Source organism: Pseudomonas sp. PS01301 (assembly GCF_029960215.1).
Lineage (GTDB): Bacteria > Pseudomonadota > Gammaproteobacteria > Pseudomonadales > Pseudomonadaceae > Aquipseudomonas > Aquipseudomonas coleopterorum.
Genome location: NZ_JASCPM010000009.1, coordinates 12,442 through 31,222, shown reverse-complemented (window position 1 = coordinate 31,222; position 18,781 = coordinate 12,442). Strand labels below are relative to the sequence as shown.

At 62.0% G+C, this 18,781-nt stretch carries 15 protein-coding genes; all 15 read left to right on the top strand.

Translation table 11 applies throughout. The features are described 5' to 3' along the window. The first annotated feature begins 4 nt into the window (after positions 1 to 4). The 15 genes from flgJ (at position 5) to fliG (ending at position 18,781) form a co-directional block, all read left to right on the top strand. Complete coding sequence (gene flgJ / locus QMX89_RS06865) at positions 5 to 1,207, top strand: flagellar assembly peptidoglycan hydrolase FlgJ (protein WP_049858808.1); 1,203 nt, start codon at positions 5 to 7, stop codon at positions 1,205 to 1,207. A gap of 11 nt (positions 1,208 to 1,218) precedes the next feature. Then, positions 1,219 to 3,261 (top strand): flagellar hook-associated protein FlgK, encoded by a 2,043-nt coding sequence (gene flgK / locus QMX89_RS06860; RefSeq protein ID WP_282347577.1) that lies wholly within the window; start codon positions 1,219 to 1,221, stop codon positions 3,259 to 3,261. A 13-nt stretch (positions 3,262 to 3,274) separates the two neighbouring features. Continuing rightward, positions 3,275 to 4,876, top strand: coding sequence for a flagellar hook-associated protein 3 (locus QMX89_RS06855; RefSeq protein WP_282347576.1), 1,602 nt, complete (start codon positions 3,275 to 3,277; stop codon positions 4,874 to 4,876). Positions 4,877 to 5,150: 274 nt separating this feature from the next. Beyond that, the gene (locus QMX89_RS06850; protein ID WP_049858805.1) at positions 5,151 to 6,077 is read left to right on the top strand and encodes a ketoacyl-ACP synthase III; all 927 of its coding nucleotides are present in this window, start codon (positions 5,151 to 5,153) and stop codon (positions 6,075 to 6,077) included. Positions 6,078 to 6,692: 615 nt separating this feature from the next. Then, on the top strand, positions 6,693 to 8,147 hold the full coding sequence (locus QMX89_RS06845) for a flagellin (RefSeq protein ID WP_282347575.1): 1,455 nt from the start codon (positions 6,693 to 6,695) through the stop codon (positions 8,145 to 8,147). A 71-nt stretch (positions 8,148 to 8,218) separates the two neighbouring features. Further along, on the top strand, positions 8,219 to 8,563 hold the full coding sequence (locus tag QMX89_RS06840; protein ID WP_282347574.1) for a flagellar protein FlaG: 345 nt from the start codon (positions 8,219 to 8,221) through the stop codon (positions 8,561 to 8,563). A gap of 80 nt (positions 8,564 to 8,643) precedes the next feature. Then, positions 8,644 to 10,110, top strand: coding sequence for a flagellar filament capping protein FliD (gene fliD / locus QMX89_RS06835; RefSeq protein WP_282347573.1), 1,467 nt, complete (start codon positions 8,644 to 8,646; stop codon positions 10,108 to 10,110). Between the two features lie 205 nt (positions 10,111 to 10,315). Beyond that, positions 10,316 to 10,723, top strand: coding sequence for a flagellar export chaperone FliS (gene fliS / locus QMX89_RS06830; protein ID WP_056843549.1), 408 nt, complete (start codon positions 10,316 to 10,318; stop codon positions 10,721 to 10,723). Between the two features lie 10 nt (positions 10,724 to 10,733). Continuing rightward, entirely contained in the window at positions 10,734 to 11,027 is a 294-nt protein-coding gene (locus QMX89_RS06825) for a flagellar protein FliT (protein WP_049858802.1), read from the top strand. 150 nt (positions 11,028 to 11,177) lie between these two features. Beyond that, the gene (locus QMX89_RS06820; protein ID WP_056843548.1) at positions 11,178 to 12,659 is read left to right on the top strand and encodes a sigma-54 dependent transcriptional regulator; all 1,482 of its coding nucleotides are present in this window, start codon (positions 11,178 to 11,180) and stop codon (positions 12,657 to 12,659) included. Between the two features lie 227 nt (positions 12,660 to 12,886). Then, on the top strand, positions 12,887 to 14,104 hold the full coding sequence (locus QMX89_RS06815; RefSeq protein ID WP_282347569.1) for an ATP-binding protein: 1,218 nt from the start codon (positions 12,887 to 12,889) through the stop codon (positions 14,102 to 14,104). Then, positions 14,101 to 15,489 carry a sigma-54 dependent transcriptional regulator gene (locus QMX89_RS06810; RefSeq protein WP_282347568.1) on the top strand — a complete coding sequence of 463 codons (1,389 nt, stop codon included), beginning with the start codon at positions 14,101 to 14,103 and terminating at the stop codon, positions 15,487 to 15,489. Before QMX89_RS06815 ends, QMX89_RS06810 begins: the two co-directional genes overlap by 4 nt. 151 nt (positions 15,490 to 15,640) lie before the next feature. Then, entirely contained in the window at positions 15,641 to 15,967 is a 327-nt protein-coding gene (gene fliE / locus QMX89_RS06805; RefSeq protein ID WP_049858798.1) for a flagellar hook-basal body complex protein FliE, read from the top strand. Between the two features lie 14 nt (positions 15,968 to 15,981). Continuing rightward, complete coding sequence (gene fliF, locus QMX89_RS06800; protein ID WP_049858797.1) at positions 15,982 to 17,769, top strand: flagellar basal-body MS-ring/collar protein FliF; 1,788 nt, start codon at positions 15,982 to 15,984, stop codon at positions 17,767 to 17,769. After that, positions 17,762 to 18,781, top strand: coding sequence for a flagellar motor switch protein FliG (gene fliG / locus QMX89_RS06795; protein ID WP_043193255.1), 1,020 nt, complete (start codon positions 17,762 to 17,764; stop codon positions 18,779 to 18,781). Before fliF ends, fliG begins: the two co-directional genes overlap by 8 nt.

The following is an 18,781-nucleotide window of genomic DNA, read 5'->3' as shown; positions in this document are numbered from 1 at the left end:
GCTGATGGAAATGCCGAATGGCGGAGTATCGGGAACACGGGATTCGGGGGCTTACACAGACCTCAATCGCCTGAGCTCGTTGAAAGTCGGGGATCGCGACAGCGAGGCCAACCTGCGCAAGGTGGCCCAGGAATTCGAGTCGCTGTTCCTCGGTGAAATGCTCAAGTCCATGCGTTCGGCAAATGACGTGTTGGCCAAGGACAACCCGCTGAACACCGAAACCACCAAGCAATACCAGTCCATGTACGACCAGCAGCTGTCCGTGACCCTGTCCAAGGAAGGCGGCGGCATTGGCCTGCAGGACGTGCTCATGCGCCAGTTGTCCAAGACCAAGGGCGTGGCCCGTGCCGGGGCCAATCCGTTCGCCCATGCCGACAACAGCCTGACCAAGCCGCTGGGCGCCACTCGCGATGCCTCGGCCGATGCCAAGGCTGCTGGCACCACGGCGCACAACGACATGGCCTTGCTGAACCAGCGGCGCCTGTCGCTGCCGAGCAAGCTGGCCGACCGTCTCGTGGCCGGCATCGTGCCTTCCACGGCGACCGATGCGAGCGCCGCCACCGGCAGCAAGAACCTCATCAACGTCCCGGCCAGCGCACCGGCCAACAGCATTGCCAATGCCGTGCGCAGCGGTGCCGCGGTCGAGGGCAGCAGCCTGGCGAAAAGCGTCGCCCAGCCACCCCTGGCGCCGGCCAAGCGCGCCTTCGGATCGTCCGACGAATTCATCGCGACCATGCTGCCGATGGCCGAAAAAGCTGCAGCGCGCATCGGTGTCGATCCCAAGGTGCTGGTGGCCCAGGCGGCGCTTGAAACCGGATGGGGCAAATCGATCATGCGTGCCGACGACGGCAGCAACAGCCACAACCTGTTCGGCATCAAGGCGACCGGCAACTGGAAGGGCGAGAACGCCCGTGCGATCACCAGCGAGTTCCGCGACGGCCAGATGGTCAAGGAAACCGCCGATTTTCGCTCCTACGATTCATACGAAGACAGCTTCCACGACCTGGTCAGCCTGTTGCAGAACAACGACCGCTACCAGGGCGTGGTCAAGTCCGCGGACAACCCCGAACAATTCGTCAAGGAACTGCAGAAGGCCGGCTACGCCACCGACCCGAACTACGCCAGCAAGATCTCTTCGATCGCCAAGCAGATGCAAGGCTATGAGACCTACGCTCGCAGCAGCACCAGCGCTACCACGAATCTATAAGGTTTGAACCCATGTCGAATCTGATCTCCATTGGGCTGTCCGGTCTGGCGTCCAGCCAGGCATCCCTGGCGACCACCGGTAACAACATCGCCAACGTCGCGACCGCCGGCTATTCCCGGCAGTCGGTGGTGAATACTGCCAGTGGCTTGCAGAACATCGGCGTGGGCTACCTGGGTACCGGCACTACCATTTCCGACGTGCGCCGCATCTACAGCAGCTACATGGACACCCAGTTGCAGACCAGCACTGCACTGAGTGCCGACGCGACCGCGTATAGCACCCAGATCAACAGCATCGACAAGTTGCTGTCCGATGGCAGCACGGGTATCAGCGCCGTGCTCAGCAGCTTCTTTTCCGCCGTGCAGACCGCATCGGCCAACCCCAGCGATACCTCGGCGCGGCAGTTGCTGCTGACCCAGGCGCAGACCCTGAGCAATCGCTTCAACTCGATTTCCTCGCAGTTCAGTCAGCAGAACGACAGCATCAATGCCTCGCTGACCACCCTGACCGGGCAGGTCAACAAGCTCAGCGGCAATATCGCCGAGCTCAACCGGCAGATCACCGAGATGTCGGGCAGCGGTTCCACGCCCAACAGCCTGATCGATGCGCGCAACGAGAACGTCCGCCAGCTCAACGAGCTGGTCGGCGTGACCGTGCAGCAGCGCGACGGCAACTACGATGTCTACCTGGGTTCGGGGCAGTCGCTGGTCACCGGTAGCTCGGCGAACTCGCTGGTGGCAACGCCTGGCGTAGCCGACAAGAGCCAGTACGGCTTGACCATCCAGTACCAGGGTTACAGCACCGACGTGACCTCGGTGACCACCGGCGGCGAGATCGGCGGCCTGTTGCGTTTTCGCAGCGACGCACTGAACCCGGCGATCAATGAACTGGGGCGCACGGCAATCGTCGTTGCCGACAGCCTGAACAGCCAGTTGGGTAAAGGCATCGACCTCAACGGTGACTTCGGCTCGTCGCTGTTTTCCAGCATCAACAGCGCGACCGCCGTTGCCAACCGCAGCCTGGCGTCGTCCAACAACAGCGCAGGTTCGGGCAACCTCAATGTCACCGTGGCCGATTCCAGCAAGCTGACCATCTACGATTACAACGTCAAGTTCAGCAGCGCCACTGCCTACAGCGTGACCCGTTCCGACGGCACTTCCATGGGCAATTTCGACCTGGGCACGAACCCTGCGCCGGTGATCGATGGCGTTACCCTGGGTCTGAAAGGCACTGTAGCGACTGGCGACAGCTTCGTGGTCACGCCGACCCGCAGTGGCGCGAGCGCCATCACCAATACACTGACCGACTCGAACAAGCTGGCCTTCGCCGCGCCACTCACCGGCACGGCGACCGTCGGCAACTCGGGCACCGGCACCTTCACCCAACCGGTGCTCAGCAGCAAGCTGGACATCTACAGCGGCACGGCTCTGAGCCAGTTGCAGAGCGGCATCGAAACCTCGTCGCCGGTCAAGCTGGTGTTCGGCAAGACCACCGACGGTGCGCAGAGCTACAGCCTGTTCAATGCCTCGGGCACCAGCATCGGCAGCGGCACCATCGTGCCCGGCCAGAGCAACAACCTGAGCCTGACCGTGCCGGTGGTGGGTGCCGATGGCCAACCGGTCAACGGCGCCGACGGCAAGCAACTGACCTTCACCTTCGAAACCACCGTGGGTGGCTCGCCTGCAGTCAACGACAGCTACACCGTGTCGTTCAACGCCGACGGCAAATCCGACAACCGCAATGCCACGCAACTGCTGGCGTTGCAGACCAAGGCCACCGTGGGCGCCACGGCGGGCAATCCCGGCATGAGCTTCACCAGTGCCTACGCGTCACTGGTTGAGCGGGTCGGCGCCAAGGCCAGTCAGGCCACCGTCGACACCAAAGCCACCGGCGCCGTGTTGACCCAGTCCAAGACCAATCGCGACTCGGTATCCGGCGTCAACCTGGACGACGAAGCGGCATCCCTGGTGAAGTTCCAGCAGTACTACACCGCGTCCTCGCAGATCATCAAGGCCGCTCAGGAAACCTTCAGCGTCCTGATCAACGCCCTCTAAGGAATAGTCGACCATGCGAATTTCCACTTCTCAGTACTTCGAGACCAGCGCGACCGGCTATTCCCAGAATTTCTCGGACACCGCCAAGACCCAAGCACAGATCAGCTCGGGTAACCGTATTCAGAGCGCCGGCGACGATCCGGTCGGCGCGGCCAAGTTGTTGCAGTTGCAGCAGCAGAGCAGCTTGCTGACCCAGTACAGCGGCAACATGACCAGCGTCACCAACTCGCTGACCCAGGAAGAGAGTGTGCTCGACAGCATCACCACAGCCTTGCAGCGGGCGCAGGAGTTGACCATCCAGGCCGGTAACGGTGGCCTGAGCGACGCCGACCGGACGTCGATCGCCAGTGAAATCGGCGAGATCGAAAAGAACGTCCTGGGCCTGCTCAATACCAAGGATTCCAACGGCCAGTACATGTTCTCCGGGTCCAAGACCGGCACGCCGCCCTATGTGCAGAACAGCGACGGCAGCTACACCTATCAGGGCGACCAGACCCAGCTCAGCCTGCAGGTGTCCGACACCCTGCAACTGGCCACCAACGACACCGGCTACAGCATTCTGGAAACGGCGGTGAACACCAGCCGCACGCAGACCACCATGACCGCGCCGGTGGATGCCAACGGCGCGGTGGTCGACGACGGTCTGGTCACGGTGTCCGACGGCCGCCTGGAATCGCTGACGACCTACAACAAGGCCTTCACCGATGGCCAGCCGTACAAGTTGACGTTCACCAGCAGCACCCAGTTCACCCTCACCAACAGCAGCGGCAAGGACGTGACGTCCCAGGTCAGCGGCAATGGCACCTTCGACCCGAAGGCCGACGGCGGCACCACCGTCAGCCTGTACGGTGTGGAATTCGACATCGATGTGGCCACCAAGCAAAGCGAGCTGGGCACCGTCACCGATGCCGACATCGCCGGGCGCACGTTCAGCCTCGGTAGCAAGCCGGACAGCATCAGTTCGACGCGCAACGCGGCCAACACGTCCACGGCGCAGTTGGTCAGTGCGAACGTGACCGATACCCAGGGCTATGCGGCGGGCTTCCCGGCCGGGGGGGCGGTGATCAAGTTCACCAGCAGCAGCGAGTACGAGGTTTATGCCCAGCCCTTGACCGATTCCAGCCGAGCCATCGGCAAGGGTGCGGTGGTCGCCGGGGCCAATGGCAGCACGATCACGGCTGCAGGCGTGACTTTCAAGCTCTCCGGCGAGGCCAATACGGGTGACAGCTTCAGCGTCAACGCCAACAGCCACAAGACGCAGAACGTGCTGGACACCCTGCATCAGCTCAAGACAGCTCTGGAGATACCGGTGACGGACGCCAAGTCCGCGCTGGCGCTGAAGAATGCCACCGACTCGGCGCTGGGCAACCTGGCCAGCGCCAATGAGAACATCGACATCTCCCGCGGGCAGATTGGCGCACGGCTCAATTCGCTGGCCATTCAGAACGACGAGAACGTGAGCTTGGCTCTTGCCAACAAGGGGACACAGTCGGCGATAGCCGACACCGACTTCGCCACGGCCTCGGTCACCCTGAGCCTGCAACAGACCATGTTGCAGGCCTCCCAGCTGGCTTTCGCAAAGATCTCCCAGCTTAGTCTGTTCAACAAGCTGTAAGCGGCGGGGCGCAGGCCCCGTCTTCCCTCTACCACCCCGCGTCGCGCCATTTCCTACGGCCTATGGCACAATATCCCTGTGACCAATGAGTCGGATCGTGCATCTTCACCCTTATGTATTACCAGGTCGCTGCATCAGCGGCCTGCAGCTGCTTGTTTTTCGGCAGCGCTGGCGCCGTCCCGTAGAGGTCGGCGCCGCCTGAGACCCTTTTCGATGGCATCGCGCACATGCCCCGCGTGATGACCTCCAGCTACCTTTGTATTGGGAAGCCACAATGATTGGCATAAAAAGCATCGCGAGTTACGTGCCTGCCGAAGGCCTGGACAACTACGCCCAAGGTGCCAAATTCGCCAAGGATGAAGAATTCATCATCGGCAAGATCGGCTCGGCCTTCCTGCCGCGCAAGGCTGCCGACCAGGAAACCTCCGACCTGTGCGTGGAAGCGGCCAACGCGCTGTTCGCCAGCAATCCGCAGCTGTCGCGCGAGTCCATCGACGCATTGATCGTCGTGACCCAGAACGGAGACGAGGAGGGCTTGCCGCACACCGCCGCCATCGTTCAGGACAAGCTCGGCCTGCCGACCCACGTCGCAGCGTTCGACATCAGCCTGGGTTGCTCGGGCTATGTGTACGGCATCTATGCACTCAAGGGCTTCATGGAAGCGGCCGGCCTGAAGAACGGTCTGCTGATCACTGCCGACCCGTACTCCAAGATCGTCGACCCTGAAGACCGCAACACCACTATGCTTTTCGGCGATGCGGCCACCGCCACCTGGATGGGTGAAGACGCGCCCTGGCAGTTGGGCAAGGCCAAGTTCGGTACCGACGGTTCCGGCGCGCCGCATCTGAAGGTGACCGATGGCGTGTTCTTCATGAACGGCCGTCAGGTGTTCAACTTCGCGCTGCTCAAAGTGCCGGCGCATTTGCATGAACTGCTCGACGAATCCGGGCTGACCAGCGCCGATGTCGACGCGTACTGCATCCACCAGGGCAGTGCGGCGATCGTCGACGCCGTGGCGCGGCGCTTCGAGGAAGAGCCTGAGAAGTTCATCAAGGACATGGTCGAGACCGGCAACACGGTATCGAGCAGCATTCCGCTGTTGCTGGAAAAGCACATCCTCGATTCCTCCTGGAAGCGAGTCGCCCTGAGCGGCTTCGGCGTCGGCCTGTCCTGGGGCTCCGCGCTCATCTACCGCCCCTGATACCGCCCCTGATACCGCGCCGCCTGCCGACGCGGCTCGCGCCGCTGCTACAAAACCTGGGCCGCCTGCCGACACGGTGTTCATTCGGGCCACCGCGTTGCACGCCGCCGTGTTGACCGTCCACGCGGACAACACGATCCCTGTAGCAGCGGCGCAAGCCGCGTCCGGCCGCACTGCGGTCATCCATACACACCGCGTATCCACCCACGCAAACACCGCGGTCGTCCATTCACACCGCGTTACCCGCCCACGCGAACACCGTGATCCCTGTAGCAGCGGCGCAAGCCGCGTCCGGCCGCACCGCGGTCGTCCATACACAATGCGCATCTACCAACGCGACCGGCGCCACCGCGACCGTCTATCCGTTGACGCCAGAAATCCCCGCTTTTCCCACGCATCTCCCTCAAGTTCCCCCTTCCCCGGACGAAATAGTTATCAAGAGAGATCAAGCCAACGCTTGCTTTTTCCGGCTACAGCGGCTCGAAGGTGAAAAAACATTGCAATCACCCTCAAGCAAAGCGCTGAACCGACGATAACTACTACGAAGGTTCTCTAGGCCACACCCGGCGCTCGCCAGGGCCGGAAGCCACAGCTAACAATCCCGAGGAATTTGTCATGGCCTTATCCGTAAACACCAACACCGCTTCCTTGACCGTTCAGAAAAACCTGAACAAGGCTTCCGATGCGCTGAGCACCTCGATGACCCGTCTTTCCTCGGGCCTGAAAATCAACAGCGCCAAGGACGATGCCGCCGGCCTGCAGATCTCCAACCGCCTGACCAGCCAGATCAACGGCCTGTCGGTTGCAGTCAAGAACGCCAACGACGGTATCTCCATCGCCCAGACCGCTGAAGGCGCGATGCAGGAATCCACCAACATCCTGCAGCGTATGCGTGAACTGGCTCTGCAATCGGCGAACGGTTCGAACAGCAGCGAAGACCGTTCTTCCCTGCAGTCCGAATACTCGCAGTTGACTTCGGAATTGACCCGTATCTCCACTACCACCACGTTCGGTGGTCGTAACCTGCTTGATGGTTCTTTCGGCTCCACCGCCTTCCAAATCGGCGCTAATGCCAACGAAACAATCAATGTGACGCTTGGCGACATCTCTGCGAACAAGATTGGCTCCCAGCAGCTGAAGTCCGCAACCATAGCTCCGACCACGGCCGGCGTGACGGGTGAATTGACATTTAATGTGACCGGTGGTGGTTCTGCCAAATCAGTCGTGATCGGCGCTGCCGACGTAGCTAACTCCGCGAAGTCTGTTGCAAGCGCACTCAACAACGCTGTGCCGGGTCTTTCCGCAACTGCAAGCACAACAGTTAGTCTTTCTGTTGCTAAAGATGCGGGGGCTTCTTTCAGTATCAAAGTTGGCGACGCCGATGCTGTTGATATCATCGGTGCGAACAGCACTGCCGAGCTTGCGGATCAATTGAGCTCGAATGCTGCTGCGCTGGGTATATCTGTTGACTTTGATTCGTCGAAAGGTACCCTCAAAATTACTTCGGCTTCAGGGGAGAACGTGTCCTTTGGTAATCTGTCTACAGCAGGTGGCGGTGCTGCGGCTACTGAATTCGTAGGGTTGAGCGCAGCAGTCGCTGATGGTAGTGGAACAACTCCTGCTCTTTCTGGTGGTGCGGTTACTGATGCCACGACGCTCACGGGCGCAGTTCAGATGAACTCAGCCAAGGCGTACTCGGTGACTGGTACTGGTGCCACAGCATTTCTGGGCGGCGCTACGGCCGCTTCAACGCTCACCAGCATCGATAAGACGTCGATTACTACCGCCGACGGCGCGCAGAATGCTCTGGCCGCAATCGACAAGGCAATCTCCAACATCGATTCGCAGCGTGCAGACCTCGGTGCGATCCAGAACCGCTTCGACAGCACCGTTTCCAACCTGCAGAGTATTTCGGAAAACTCCAGCGCTGCCCGTAGCCGCGTACAGGACGCCGACTTCGCTTCGGAAACCGCTGAGCTGACCAAGCAGCAGACCCTGCAGCAGGCATCCACCGCGATCCTGTCCCAGGCCAACCAGCTGCCATCGTCGGTACTGAAGCTGCTTCAGTAATTCGCCACTTGGCTGACTGACGGAAGGGTGCCCACGCACCCTTCCGTTTTTTGATTTCCGGGGTGATGAACATGGACATGAGCGTTACAGCGAGACCGCCTCTTGCCGTCACGTCAGCGCCAGCCGGCGCCGCCTCCCTGCCTGGCCGGCAGGTCACGCAAGACGAACCCGCGGCGCAACCCGTTGCACCCGAGCGGGCCGAATTGGAACAAGCGGTGAAGGATATCCAGGCGCACGTGAACACCTCACAGCGCAACTTGGAGTTCTCTATCGATGACTCGACGCATCACGTCGTGGTCAAAGTCATCGCTACGGACAGCGGTGAAATCATTCGTCAGTTGCCGACCGAGGCCGCGCTCAAGCTGGCGCAGAGCCTTGCGGACGGTCGCAGCGGTCTGCTTGACGCGAAGATCTGAACTGGCACGAAAAATGTAGCTAGGTGTGCTTGGGGCGGTATCCGTCAAAAACACGCCTGACTCAGTTCTAGGAGATTGCGATGGCTACTGTTTCCTCCACCACTGGCACCACGGCCGCTACCACCGCTGCCAGCACCGCAAGTACCAGCAGCACCACCAGCTCGACCAGCACCAGCGGCGCGATCAAATCCAGCGGCGTGGGCTCGGGTATCGACACCGATGCCATCGTCAAGGCCTTGGTGAACGCCGAGAAAGCGCCCAAGCAAAAGCAGATTGATACCCAGACGCTAACTACGACCACGACGTTGACCGCTGTTGGTACCGTCACCAGCGCGCTGGAAACCTACCGCACGGCCGTCGCGGCGATGAACAAGGCCTCGACCTTCAGTGGTTTGACCGGTGCCTCGTCCAATGACAAGACCGCTTCGGTGACGGTGACCGATTCCGCCTCCGACGGTACCTACTCGCTGGAAGTGACCAGCCTGGCCAGCGCCTCGAAGATCTCTTCCGGCGTGTATGCCGAGAAGAGCGCGGCGGTGGTCAACGCCACGTCGTCGGCTCAGGACCTGACGATCAGTCAATCCGGCAAGGACAGCAAAGTCAGCATTCCGGCAGGTGCCACGTTGGCGCAAACCCGTGATCTGATCAATACCCAGATGGCCAGCCGTGGCATCAGTGCCAACATCCTGACCGACGCCAGTGGCTCGCGTCTGGTACTCAGTTCGTCGACCACAGGCTCGGGCACCGAAATTTCCATGTCGGCCAACGCTGACAGCGGGCTCGACAAACTGACCGCTACCACCACCGTCACCGCGCCAGGCAATGCGAAATACAAGATCGACGGCATCGAGATGGAATCGTCGACCAACACGGTGGCAGCTGCTATCAGCGGCGTGTCGATCAAACTGTTGGAGGCCGGTAGTGAAAAGACGACCATCAGCGTCACCACCAACACCGACACCCTGAAAAAAGCCACCACCGGATTCGTGGACGCCTACAACGCGCTCATGACCCAGCTCAACACCTTGACCAAGGTCAGTACAGCGGCCGACGGCACGACCAGCGGGGGAGGGCTGACCGGAGATTCCACCGTGCGTCACCTGATCCAGTCGATGCGCAACGAGCTGGTCACTTCCTCGGGTTCGAGCAAGCTGACGTTGTCTCAATTTGGCATCAACACCGACCAGAAGACCGGCCTGCTGGTATTGGACGACGCCAAGTGGACCAAGGCCATGGGCGACACCGCCAATGTGGCTGCCATCCAGGAGATGTTCACCGGCAAGGACGGCCTGCTTGCGCGCATGACCAGCGCAACTGATTCCTACGCAGTGAAGGGCGGCATTCTTGCCGCGCGCTCGGACGCGCTCTCCGGCACGCTGACCAAACTGACCGAGCAGCAGGAAGCCCTGGATCGCCGGATCAAGAACCTCACGGACACCTTGAATGCCAAGTACACCGCGATGGACACCCTTGTCGCACAGCTGAACGCCACCAGCAAAAGCATCATGACCACGCTTAATGCGCTGAACAAAACCGACAGCGATTGATGCTTCGCGAAAATCCAGAAGCCCGGTTCATACCGGGCTTTTGCTTATTCTGCCGTTTCTCGAATGCCTCCATATCGCCGACGTTGCCGGTATGATTTCAGTTTCATGCGCATATTCCCCCAGGCCCGCTAAAGTTTTCCCCGCCCGCGACGACATAGTAATCAAGCGATACAACATCAAATACTGTGTGACGAGGTCCACCGCAATGAACGCCATGAGAGCGCTGAGCCAATACCAGAAGGTCGATTCCCATGCCCAGACATCCGAAGCCACGCCTCACCGGCTGGTGCAGATGCTGATGCAGGGCAGTCTCGATCGCATGGCCCAGGCCAAGGGCGCGATGAGCCGCGGTCAGGTTGCACAGAAGGGCGAGATGCTCGGCAAGGCCGTCGCCATCATTGGCGGCCTGCGCCAAGGGCTGGATGCCACCAAGGCGGCCAACGAACAGTCCGTCAAGGACCTCGATGATCTGTACGCCTACATGTCCGGACGCCTGACCGAAGCCAACATCAAGAACGATCCACAGCTGATCGACGAAGTCGCTCGCCTGATGATCACCGTCAAGAGCGGCTGGGACGCCATCGCCAGCCACGAATCGGCCCTGCCGGCCTGAGGAGTTCGTCATGAGTGCACTACAGCGGATTCAGCAGACTCGCCACGCTCTGGTAGACGCCATGCAGGCTGGAGACTGGGATGCGATCGGCGTGCTGGACATCGAGTGCCGTGCCTGCGTCGACAGCGTGCTGCAGGAAGTCCCGGAAGACCCTTCCCAGTTGCGCAGCCACCTGGAAGATCTGCTCGAGGTCTACCGTCAATTACTCAACGTCACTCGTTTAGCGCGTCAGTCGGTTGTCGACGAAATGTCACAGTTCAACCAAGCGAAGAACGCTGCAAAGGTTTACCATCTGTTCCGTTGACAGCCATTGCGCCATAAATTTGACTAAGTCGATTTTTTTGCCTTTACTAGTGGCTGTTGTGATTCGTCTGGCGTCTGTTAGCTGAAACCATGGCCAAAAACGTCGAGAGCGCCCTCCGGGCTTCGAGTTGACTAGGGAAGTTGCTATTGCATGTGGCGTGAAACGAAAATTCTGCTGATCGATGACGATAGCGTTCGCCGCCGGGATCTGGCGGTCATCCTGAACTTTCTTGGCGAAGAGAACCTGGCCTGCGGCAGCGGCGACTGGCAGATGTCGGTCGACTCGCTGTCGTCCAGCCGCGAGGCGCTCTGCGTTCTGGTGGGGGACGTGTCTTCGGGCAATCTGGCCGGGCTGCTGAAGACCCTTGCCAACTGGGATGAATTCCTTCCGGTGCTGTTGCTGGGTGATCCAGGCGCCGTCGAGCTTCCCGACGACCTGCGTCGTCGCGTGCTCTCCCATCTGGAAATGCCGCCCAGCTACAGCAAGCTGCTCGATTCCCTGCACCGCGCCCAGGTCTATCGCGAGATGTACGACCAGGCCCGCGAACGCGGCCGTCAGCGTGAACCCAACCTGTTCCGCAGCCTGGTCGGCACCAGCCGCGCGATCCAGCACGTTCGGCAGATGATGCAGCAAGTGGCCGATACCGACGCCAGTGTGCTCATCCTTGGCGAATCGGGTACCGGCAAGGAAGTCGTCGCGCGCAACCTGCATTACCACTCAAAGCGTCGCGACGCGCCGTTCGTGCCGGTCAACTGCGGCGCCATTCCCGCCGAGTTGCTCGAAAGCGAGCTGTTTGGCCATGAAAAAGGCGCTTTCACCGGGGCGATCACCAGTCGCGCCGGCCGTTTCGAACTGGCCAACGGTGGCACCCTGTTCCTCGACGAGATCGGCGACATGCCGTTGCCGATGCAGGTCAAGCTGCTGCGAGTGTTACAGGAACGGACATTCGAGCGCGTGGGCAGCAACAAGACCCAAAGTATTGACGTGCGCATCATCGCGGCCACCCACAAGAATCTGGAAAGCATGATCGAGGTCGGCACGTTCCGTGAAGACCTGTACTACCGCCTGAACGTGTTCCCCATCGAGATGGCACCGTTGCGTGAGCGTGTGGAAGACATTCCACTGCTGATGAACGAGCTGATCTCGCGCATGGAACATGAGAAGCGCGGGTCGATCCGCTTCAACTCGGCGGCCATCATGTCGCTGTGCCGCCACGGCTGGCCGGGCAACGTACGCGAGCTGGCCAATCTGGTCGAGCGCATGGCGATCATGCACCCGTACGGCGTCATCGGCGTGGTCGAGTTGCCGAAGAAATTCCGCTACGTGGACGACGAAGACGAGCAGTTGGTCGACAGCCTGCGCAGCGACCTGGAAGAGCGGGTGGCAATCAACGGCCATACCCCCGACTTCGCTTCCAGTGCCATGCTGCCGCCTGAAGGCCTGGACCTGAAGGATTACCTCGGCGGCCTGGAGCAAGGCCTGATCCAACAGGCGCTGGACGATGCCAACGGTATCGTTGCCCGGGCTGCCGAGCGCCTGCGCATCCGCCGCACCACGCTGGTGGAAAAAATGCGCAAGTACGGCATGAGCCGGCGCGAAGGTGAGGGCGAAGAGCAACAGGCAGACGATTGACGCCTGTGGCTGCAACGGCCGCTGCTTGCAAGGCAGCGGCCACGCTTCACATCCCATCTGCTACTTCGTATTAACCGCGCCAAGCCGCTGAAATCGCGGGCTTTAACCCAGCGCATCCGCCTCATTCTTTCCCCTGACTTGCGCCTTTCGAGTTCCATTCGGCACGGCTATTGCTTTTGCCCCTGTCACGATACCGTTTTTGACGGTGAGCCAAGTGAGAGAGAGCCATGCCACAGGCCGCTATCCAGCCGTCCGCTGCCCAGCCCCATCGCGACGTTAGCGCATCAGCAGCGCAGCCTGACAGCCGCCAGGGTCTGAATCAGGCCTTCGCTCTGTTCGACCAGATGTCCGATCGCCTGAGCGACTCCTACAGCCTGCTCGAAGAGCGTGTGGCAGCGCTCAAGGGTGAGCTGGAAGTGGTCAGCGCGCAGCGCCTGGCCGAGCTGGCGGAAAAGGAACGCCTTGCCAATCGCCTGCAGAACCTGCTCGATCTGTTGCCTGGCGGGGTCATCGTCATCGATGGTCAAGGTCACGTACGCGAGGCCAACCCGGCAGCCCTGGAAATGCTGGGTGCACCGCTGGAAGGCGAGCTGTGGCGTGAGGTGATCGTGCGCAGTTTCGCGCCGCGCCGGGATGACGGCCACGAGATCTCTTTGATCGATGGGCGACGCCTGTCGATTGCCACGCGCTCGCTGGATGCCGAGCCTGGCCAGTTGGTGTTGCTCACCGACCTGACCGAAACACGTCGGCTGCAGAGTGAGGTGGCGCGCAGCGAGCGCCTGTCGTCGCTGGGCCGCATGATGGCTTCGCTCGCCCACCAGATTCGAACGCCGCTGTCGGCTGCGCTGCTGTACGCCAGCCACCTGACCGATAAGCCTTTACCGGTCCAGACCCAGCAGCGTTTCGCCAGCCGCCTCAAGGAGCGTCTGCACGAGCTGGAGCATCAGGTCTGCGACATGCTGGTGTTCGCCCGCGGCGAGCTGCCGCTTCCGGATCGCTTGGCGCCCAAGCAATTGCTGCAGGCTTTGCAGGCTGCCGCTCAGCCCCATGTGCAGGAAGTACCTGTGCGTTGGCAATGCGACAGCCACGCCGGCGAGCTGCTGTGCAACAAGGACACCCTGGTGGGCGCCGTGCTCAACCTGGTGAATAACGCCATTCAGGCCAGCAACGGTCAGGCCCGTCTGAAAATCCACCTGTATACCCGCGGCGATACGCTGCGCCTGTGCGTCAGCGACGACGGGCCTGGCATGGCGCCGGCGATCCTGGCGCGTCTGGGTGAGCCGTTCTTCACCACCAAGCCCACTGGAACCGGGCTCGGCCTATCGGTGGTCAAGGCTGTGGCGCGCGCGCATCAGGGTGACCTGGTCTTGCGTTCCAGAGTCGGGCGGGGTACCTGCGCAACCTTGACCTTGCCGCTGGTCGTTCAGCAGGAGCCCATTCGATGAATATCAAGGTGCTGTTGGTCGAGGATGACCGTGCCCTGCGCGAGGCGCTGGGCGATACCCTTGAACTGGGCGGTTTCGAATTCGAAGCGGTGACCTGTGCTGAGGAGGCCTTGCTGGCGGTGGCACGCGAAGCCTTTGGCATCGTCATCAGCGACGTCAACATGCCCGGAATCGATGGACATCAGCTACTGGCACTGCTGCGCGCTCGCCAACCGCAACTGCCGGTGTTGCTGATGACAGCCCATGGCGCGGTCGAGCGGGCGGTGGATGCCATGCGCCAGGGCGCGGCCGATTACCTGGTCAAGCCGTTCGAGCCGAGTGCGTTGCTCGATCTGGTGACCCGGCATGGTCGTGGTCTGGTTCCGGCGGGAAGCGAGCAGGGGCCGGTGGCGCTGGAACCCGCCAGTCAGGCTCTGCTCGAGCTGGCCGCGCGGGTCGCGCGCAGTGATTCCACGGTGCTGATATCCGGTGAGTCGGGTACCGGCAAGGAAGTGCTTGCGCGCTATATCCATCAACAGTCGAACCGCTCGCAGCAGGCCTTCGTTGCCATCAACTGCGCGGCGATTCCGGACAACATGCTCGAAGCCACCCTGTTCGGCCACGAGAAAGGCGCGTTCACCGGCGCCATTGCGGCCCAGGCCGGCAAGTTCGAGCAGGCCGATGGCGGTACCCTGCTGCTCGATGAGATTTCCGAGATGCCCCTGGGGCTGCAGGCCAAGTTGCTGCGTGTGCTGCAGGAGCGCGAGGTCGAACGTGTCGGCGCGCGCAGGCCCATTGCCCTGGACATCCGGGTCATCGCCACCACCAACCGCAACCTTGCGCAAGACGTCGCAGCGGGGCGTTTCCGCGAAGACCTGTTCTATCGGCTTTCGGTGTTCCCGTTGGCCTGGGCGCCGCTGCGCGAACGGCGTGGCGACATTCTGCCGCTGGCCCGACGGTTGCTGGCCCGTCACATCGACAAGATGAAGCACGCGCCGGTGCGCTTCGCGCCCCAGGCCGAACAGTGCCTGCTCGATCATCCCTGGCCGGGTAATGTCCGCGAGCTGGACAACGCCATTCAGCGCGCGTTGATCCTGCAGCACGGTGGCCTGATCCAGGCCGCCGACTTCTGCCTGGTCGGGCCCGCCGGTGCAGCGCCGTCGGCACCGTTGGGGCGGGTGGTGCAGGCGCCCGCGCCCGCCGAGCCACAGACGCCGCCCGGCGTGCTGGAGGACGATCTGCGCCGACGCGAATTCGAGATGATCATCGATACCCTGCGCAGCGAGCGCGGTCGGCGCAAGGAAGCCGCCGAGCGCCTGGGTATCAGCCCGCGGACCCTTCGCTACAAGCTGGCCCAGATGCGCGATGCCGGAATGGACGTGGAGGCCACCCTGTTCGCCTCTTGAAAGCCGTCCGATGAGCGACGGTCGGTGCGGTGATTTGTCGCCGCCGATCCGTTTCGCCACCCTGCGACTGCAACTGGCACCCTCCTTGCTACTACCTCTGTAGTGAATGCAGCAGTGTCAAAAAAACGCAGGTCGTCGCAGAGGGTCACCCATGAGCCAAGGTATTGAATTCAACCGCTTGATGCTGGACATGCGCGCCATGCAGGCGGACGCCATGGCCAGACCCAAGGCGGTTGCGGCGCCGGAAGTCGGCGCCAGCAGCTTTGCCGACATGCTCGGCGGCGCGATCAACAAGGTCGCCGACGTACAGGGTGCCTCCAGCCAGTTGGCCACTGCCTTCGAGATCGGCAAGAGCGGTGTCGACCTCACCGATGTGATGATCGCCTCGCAGAAAGCCAGCGTCTCTTTCCAGGCCTTGACCCAGGTGCGCAACAAGCTGGTCCAGGCTTACCAAGACATCATGCAGATGCCGGTCTGAGGACGAATTGAGTCATGGCTGAAGCGACCACCGACAATCTTCCGGCCAAGAGCGGCAACAAATCGCCGCTCATGGGTCTGTCCGTCCTGCAGAATCTGTCACAGATGACCATGCTGCGTCAGGTCGGCCTGTTGGTCGGCCTGGCGGCCAGCGTGGCCATCGGCTTCGCCGTGGTTCTGTGGTCGCAGCAGCCCGACTATCGTCCGCTGTACGGCAGCCTGGCGGGCATGGACACCAAGCAGGTGATCGATACCCTGACCACCGCCAACATTCCCTACACCGTGGAACCCAACTCCGGTGCCTTGCTGGTCAAGGCCGACGATCAGTCGCGCGCGCGCATTGCCCTGGCCTCGGCCGGCGTGGCACCCAGCGACGGCAATGTCGGCTACGAATCGCTCGACAAGGAGCAAGGCCTGGGCACCAGTCAGTTCATGGAAACCGCGCGTTATCGCCGCAGCCTGGAAGGTGAACTGGCCCGTACCATCGGCAGCCTGAACAACATCCGCGCAGCGCGTGTGCACCTGGCCATTCCGAAAAGCTCGGTGTTCGTCCGCGACGAGCGCAAGCCCACCGCGTCGGTCTTGGTGGAAATGTACCCCAATCGTACCCTGGACGCCGGCCAGGTGGCGGCCATCGTCAATCTGGTGGCGACCAGCGTTCCGGAACTGAACAAGTCGAACGTCTCGGTCGTCGACCAGAAGGGCACGCTGCTTTCGGCGCAGCTGGAAGACAACGCGTTGACCATGGCCGGCAAGCAGTACGACTACAGCCGTCGCCTGGAAAGCATGCTGACCCAGCGGGTGCAGAACATCCTGCAGCCGGTGGTGGGCAGCGATCGATTCAAGGCTGAAGTTTCGGCAGACCTGGATTTCAGCGCGGTCGAATCGACCTCCGAGCAGTTCAATCCGGACCAGCCGGCGTTGCGCAGCGAGCAGTCCACCACCGAGCAGCGTTCCAGCGGTTCGGGCCCTTCGGGTGTGCCGGGGGCCCTGAGCAACCAGCCTCCGGGGCCTGCCACCGCGCCGCAGAATGCCGCTCAGGGGCAGGCAGCCGCAGGCGCCATCCAGCCGGGCCAGCCGCTGCTCGACGCCAACGGCCAGCAGATCATGGACCCGGCCACCGGCCAACCGATGCTGGCACCGTATCCGGCCGACAAGCGTCAGCAGTCGACCAAGAATTTCGAGCTGGACCGTTCCATCAGCCACACCAAGCAGCAGCAGGGTCGTCTGAGCCGGTTGTCGGTGGCGGTGGTGGTCGACGACCAGGCCAAGGTTAACCCGGCCGACGGTACCGTGACCATGACACCGTGGAACGCCCAGGAGCTGGCCCGTTTCACCCGCCTGGTGCAGGACGCCGTGGGCTTCGATGCCAGCCGCGGCGACAGCGTGACCGTGATCAACGTACCGTTTGCGCCCAATTCCGCCGAAGTCATCACCGAACCTGCGTTCTACAAGGAACCCTGGTTCTGGGACATCATGAAGCAGGTACTGGGCGTGGTGTTCATCCTGGTTCTGGTATTCGGCGTGCTGCGTCCGGTGCTGAACAACATCACCGGCGGTGGCAAGGGCAAGGCGGGCGATGCGGAACTCGGGGCCGCCGGCGCGATGGGCGGTGTGGCCGCCCTGGGCATGGACGGCGAGCTGGCCAACGATCGGGTCAGCCTGGGTGGGCCGCAGAGCATTCTGCTGCCCAGCCCGACCGAGGGCTATGACGCCCAGTTGAATGCGATCAAGAGTCTTGTGGCCGAAGACCCGGGCCGAGTGGCCCAGGTCGTGAAAGAGTGGATCAATGCCGATGAGTAGTTCACAAGCCGTCACCCCCAAGCTGACCAAGGTCGACAAGGCCGCCATCCTTCTGCTGTCGCTGGGTGAAACCGATGCGGCGCAGGTGCTTCGCCACATGGGCCCCAAGGAGGTCCAGCGCGTGGGCGTGGCCATGGCGCAGATGCGCAACGTGCACCGTGAGCAGGTCGAGCAGGTGATGAGCGAATTCGTCACCGTGGTCGGCGATCAGACCGGTCTGGGCGTCGGTTCCGACAACTACATCCGCAAGATGCTGACCTCGGCCCTGGGCGAAGACAAAGCCAACGGCCTGATCGACCGGATCCTGCTGGGCGGCAACACCAGCGGCCTGGACAGCCTGAAGTGGATGGAGCCCCGGGCCGTGGCCGACGTCATTCGCTACGAGCATCCGCAGATCCAGTCGATCGTCGTGGCCTACCTCGACCCCGACCAGGCCGGCGAAGTGCTGGCGCATTTCGAGCACAAGGCGCGGCTGGACATCATCCTGCGCGTGTCGTCGCTCAACACCGTACAGCCGGCAGCATTGAAAGAGCTCAACACCATTCTGGAGAAGCAGTTCTCCGGCAATTCCAACGCCACCCGGACGACCCTGGGTGGGGTCAAGCGCGCTGCCGACATCATGAACTTCCTCGACAGCTCGTCCGAAGGCCAGTTGATGGATTCCATCCGTGAGGTCGACGAAGAACTGTCCGGGCAGATCGAAGACCTCATGTTCGTCTTCAACAACCTCAAGGATGTCGACGACCGGGGTATCCAGGCGCTGCTGCGTGAGGTTTCCTCGGACGTGCTGGTGGTGGCCCTCAAGGGTGCCGACGAGGGTGTGCGCGAGAAGATCTTCAAGAACATGTCCAAGCGCGCGGCCGAGCTGTTGCGTGACGACCTCGAGGCCAAGGGGCCGGTGCGGGTCAGCGATGTCGAGTCGGCGCAGAAGGAAGTGCTCACCATTGCCCGGCGCATGGCCGAAGCAGGTGAAATCGTGCTCGGTGGCAAGGGTGGGGAAGAGATGATCTAA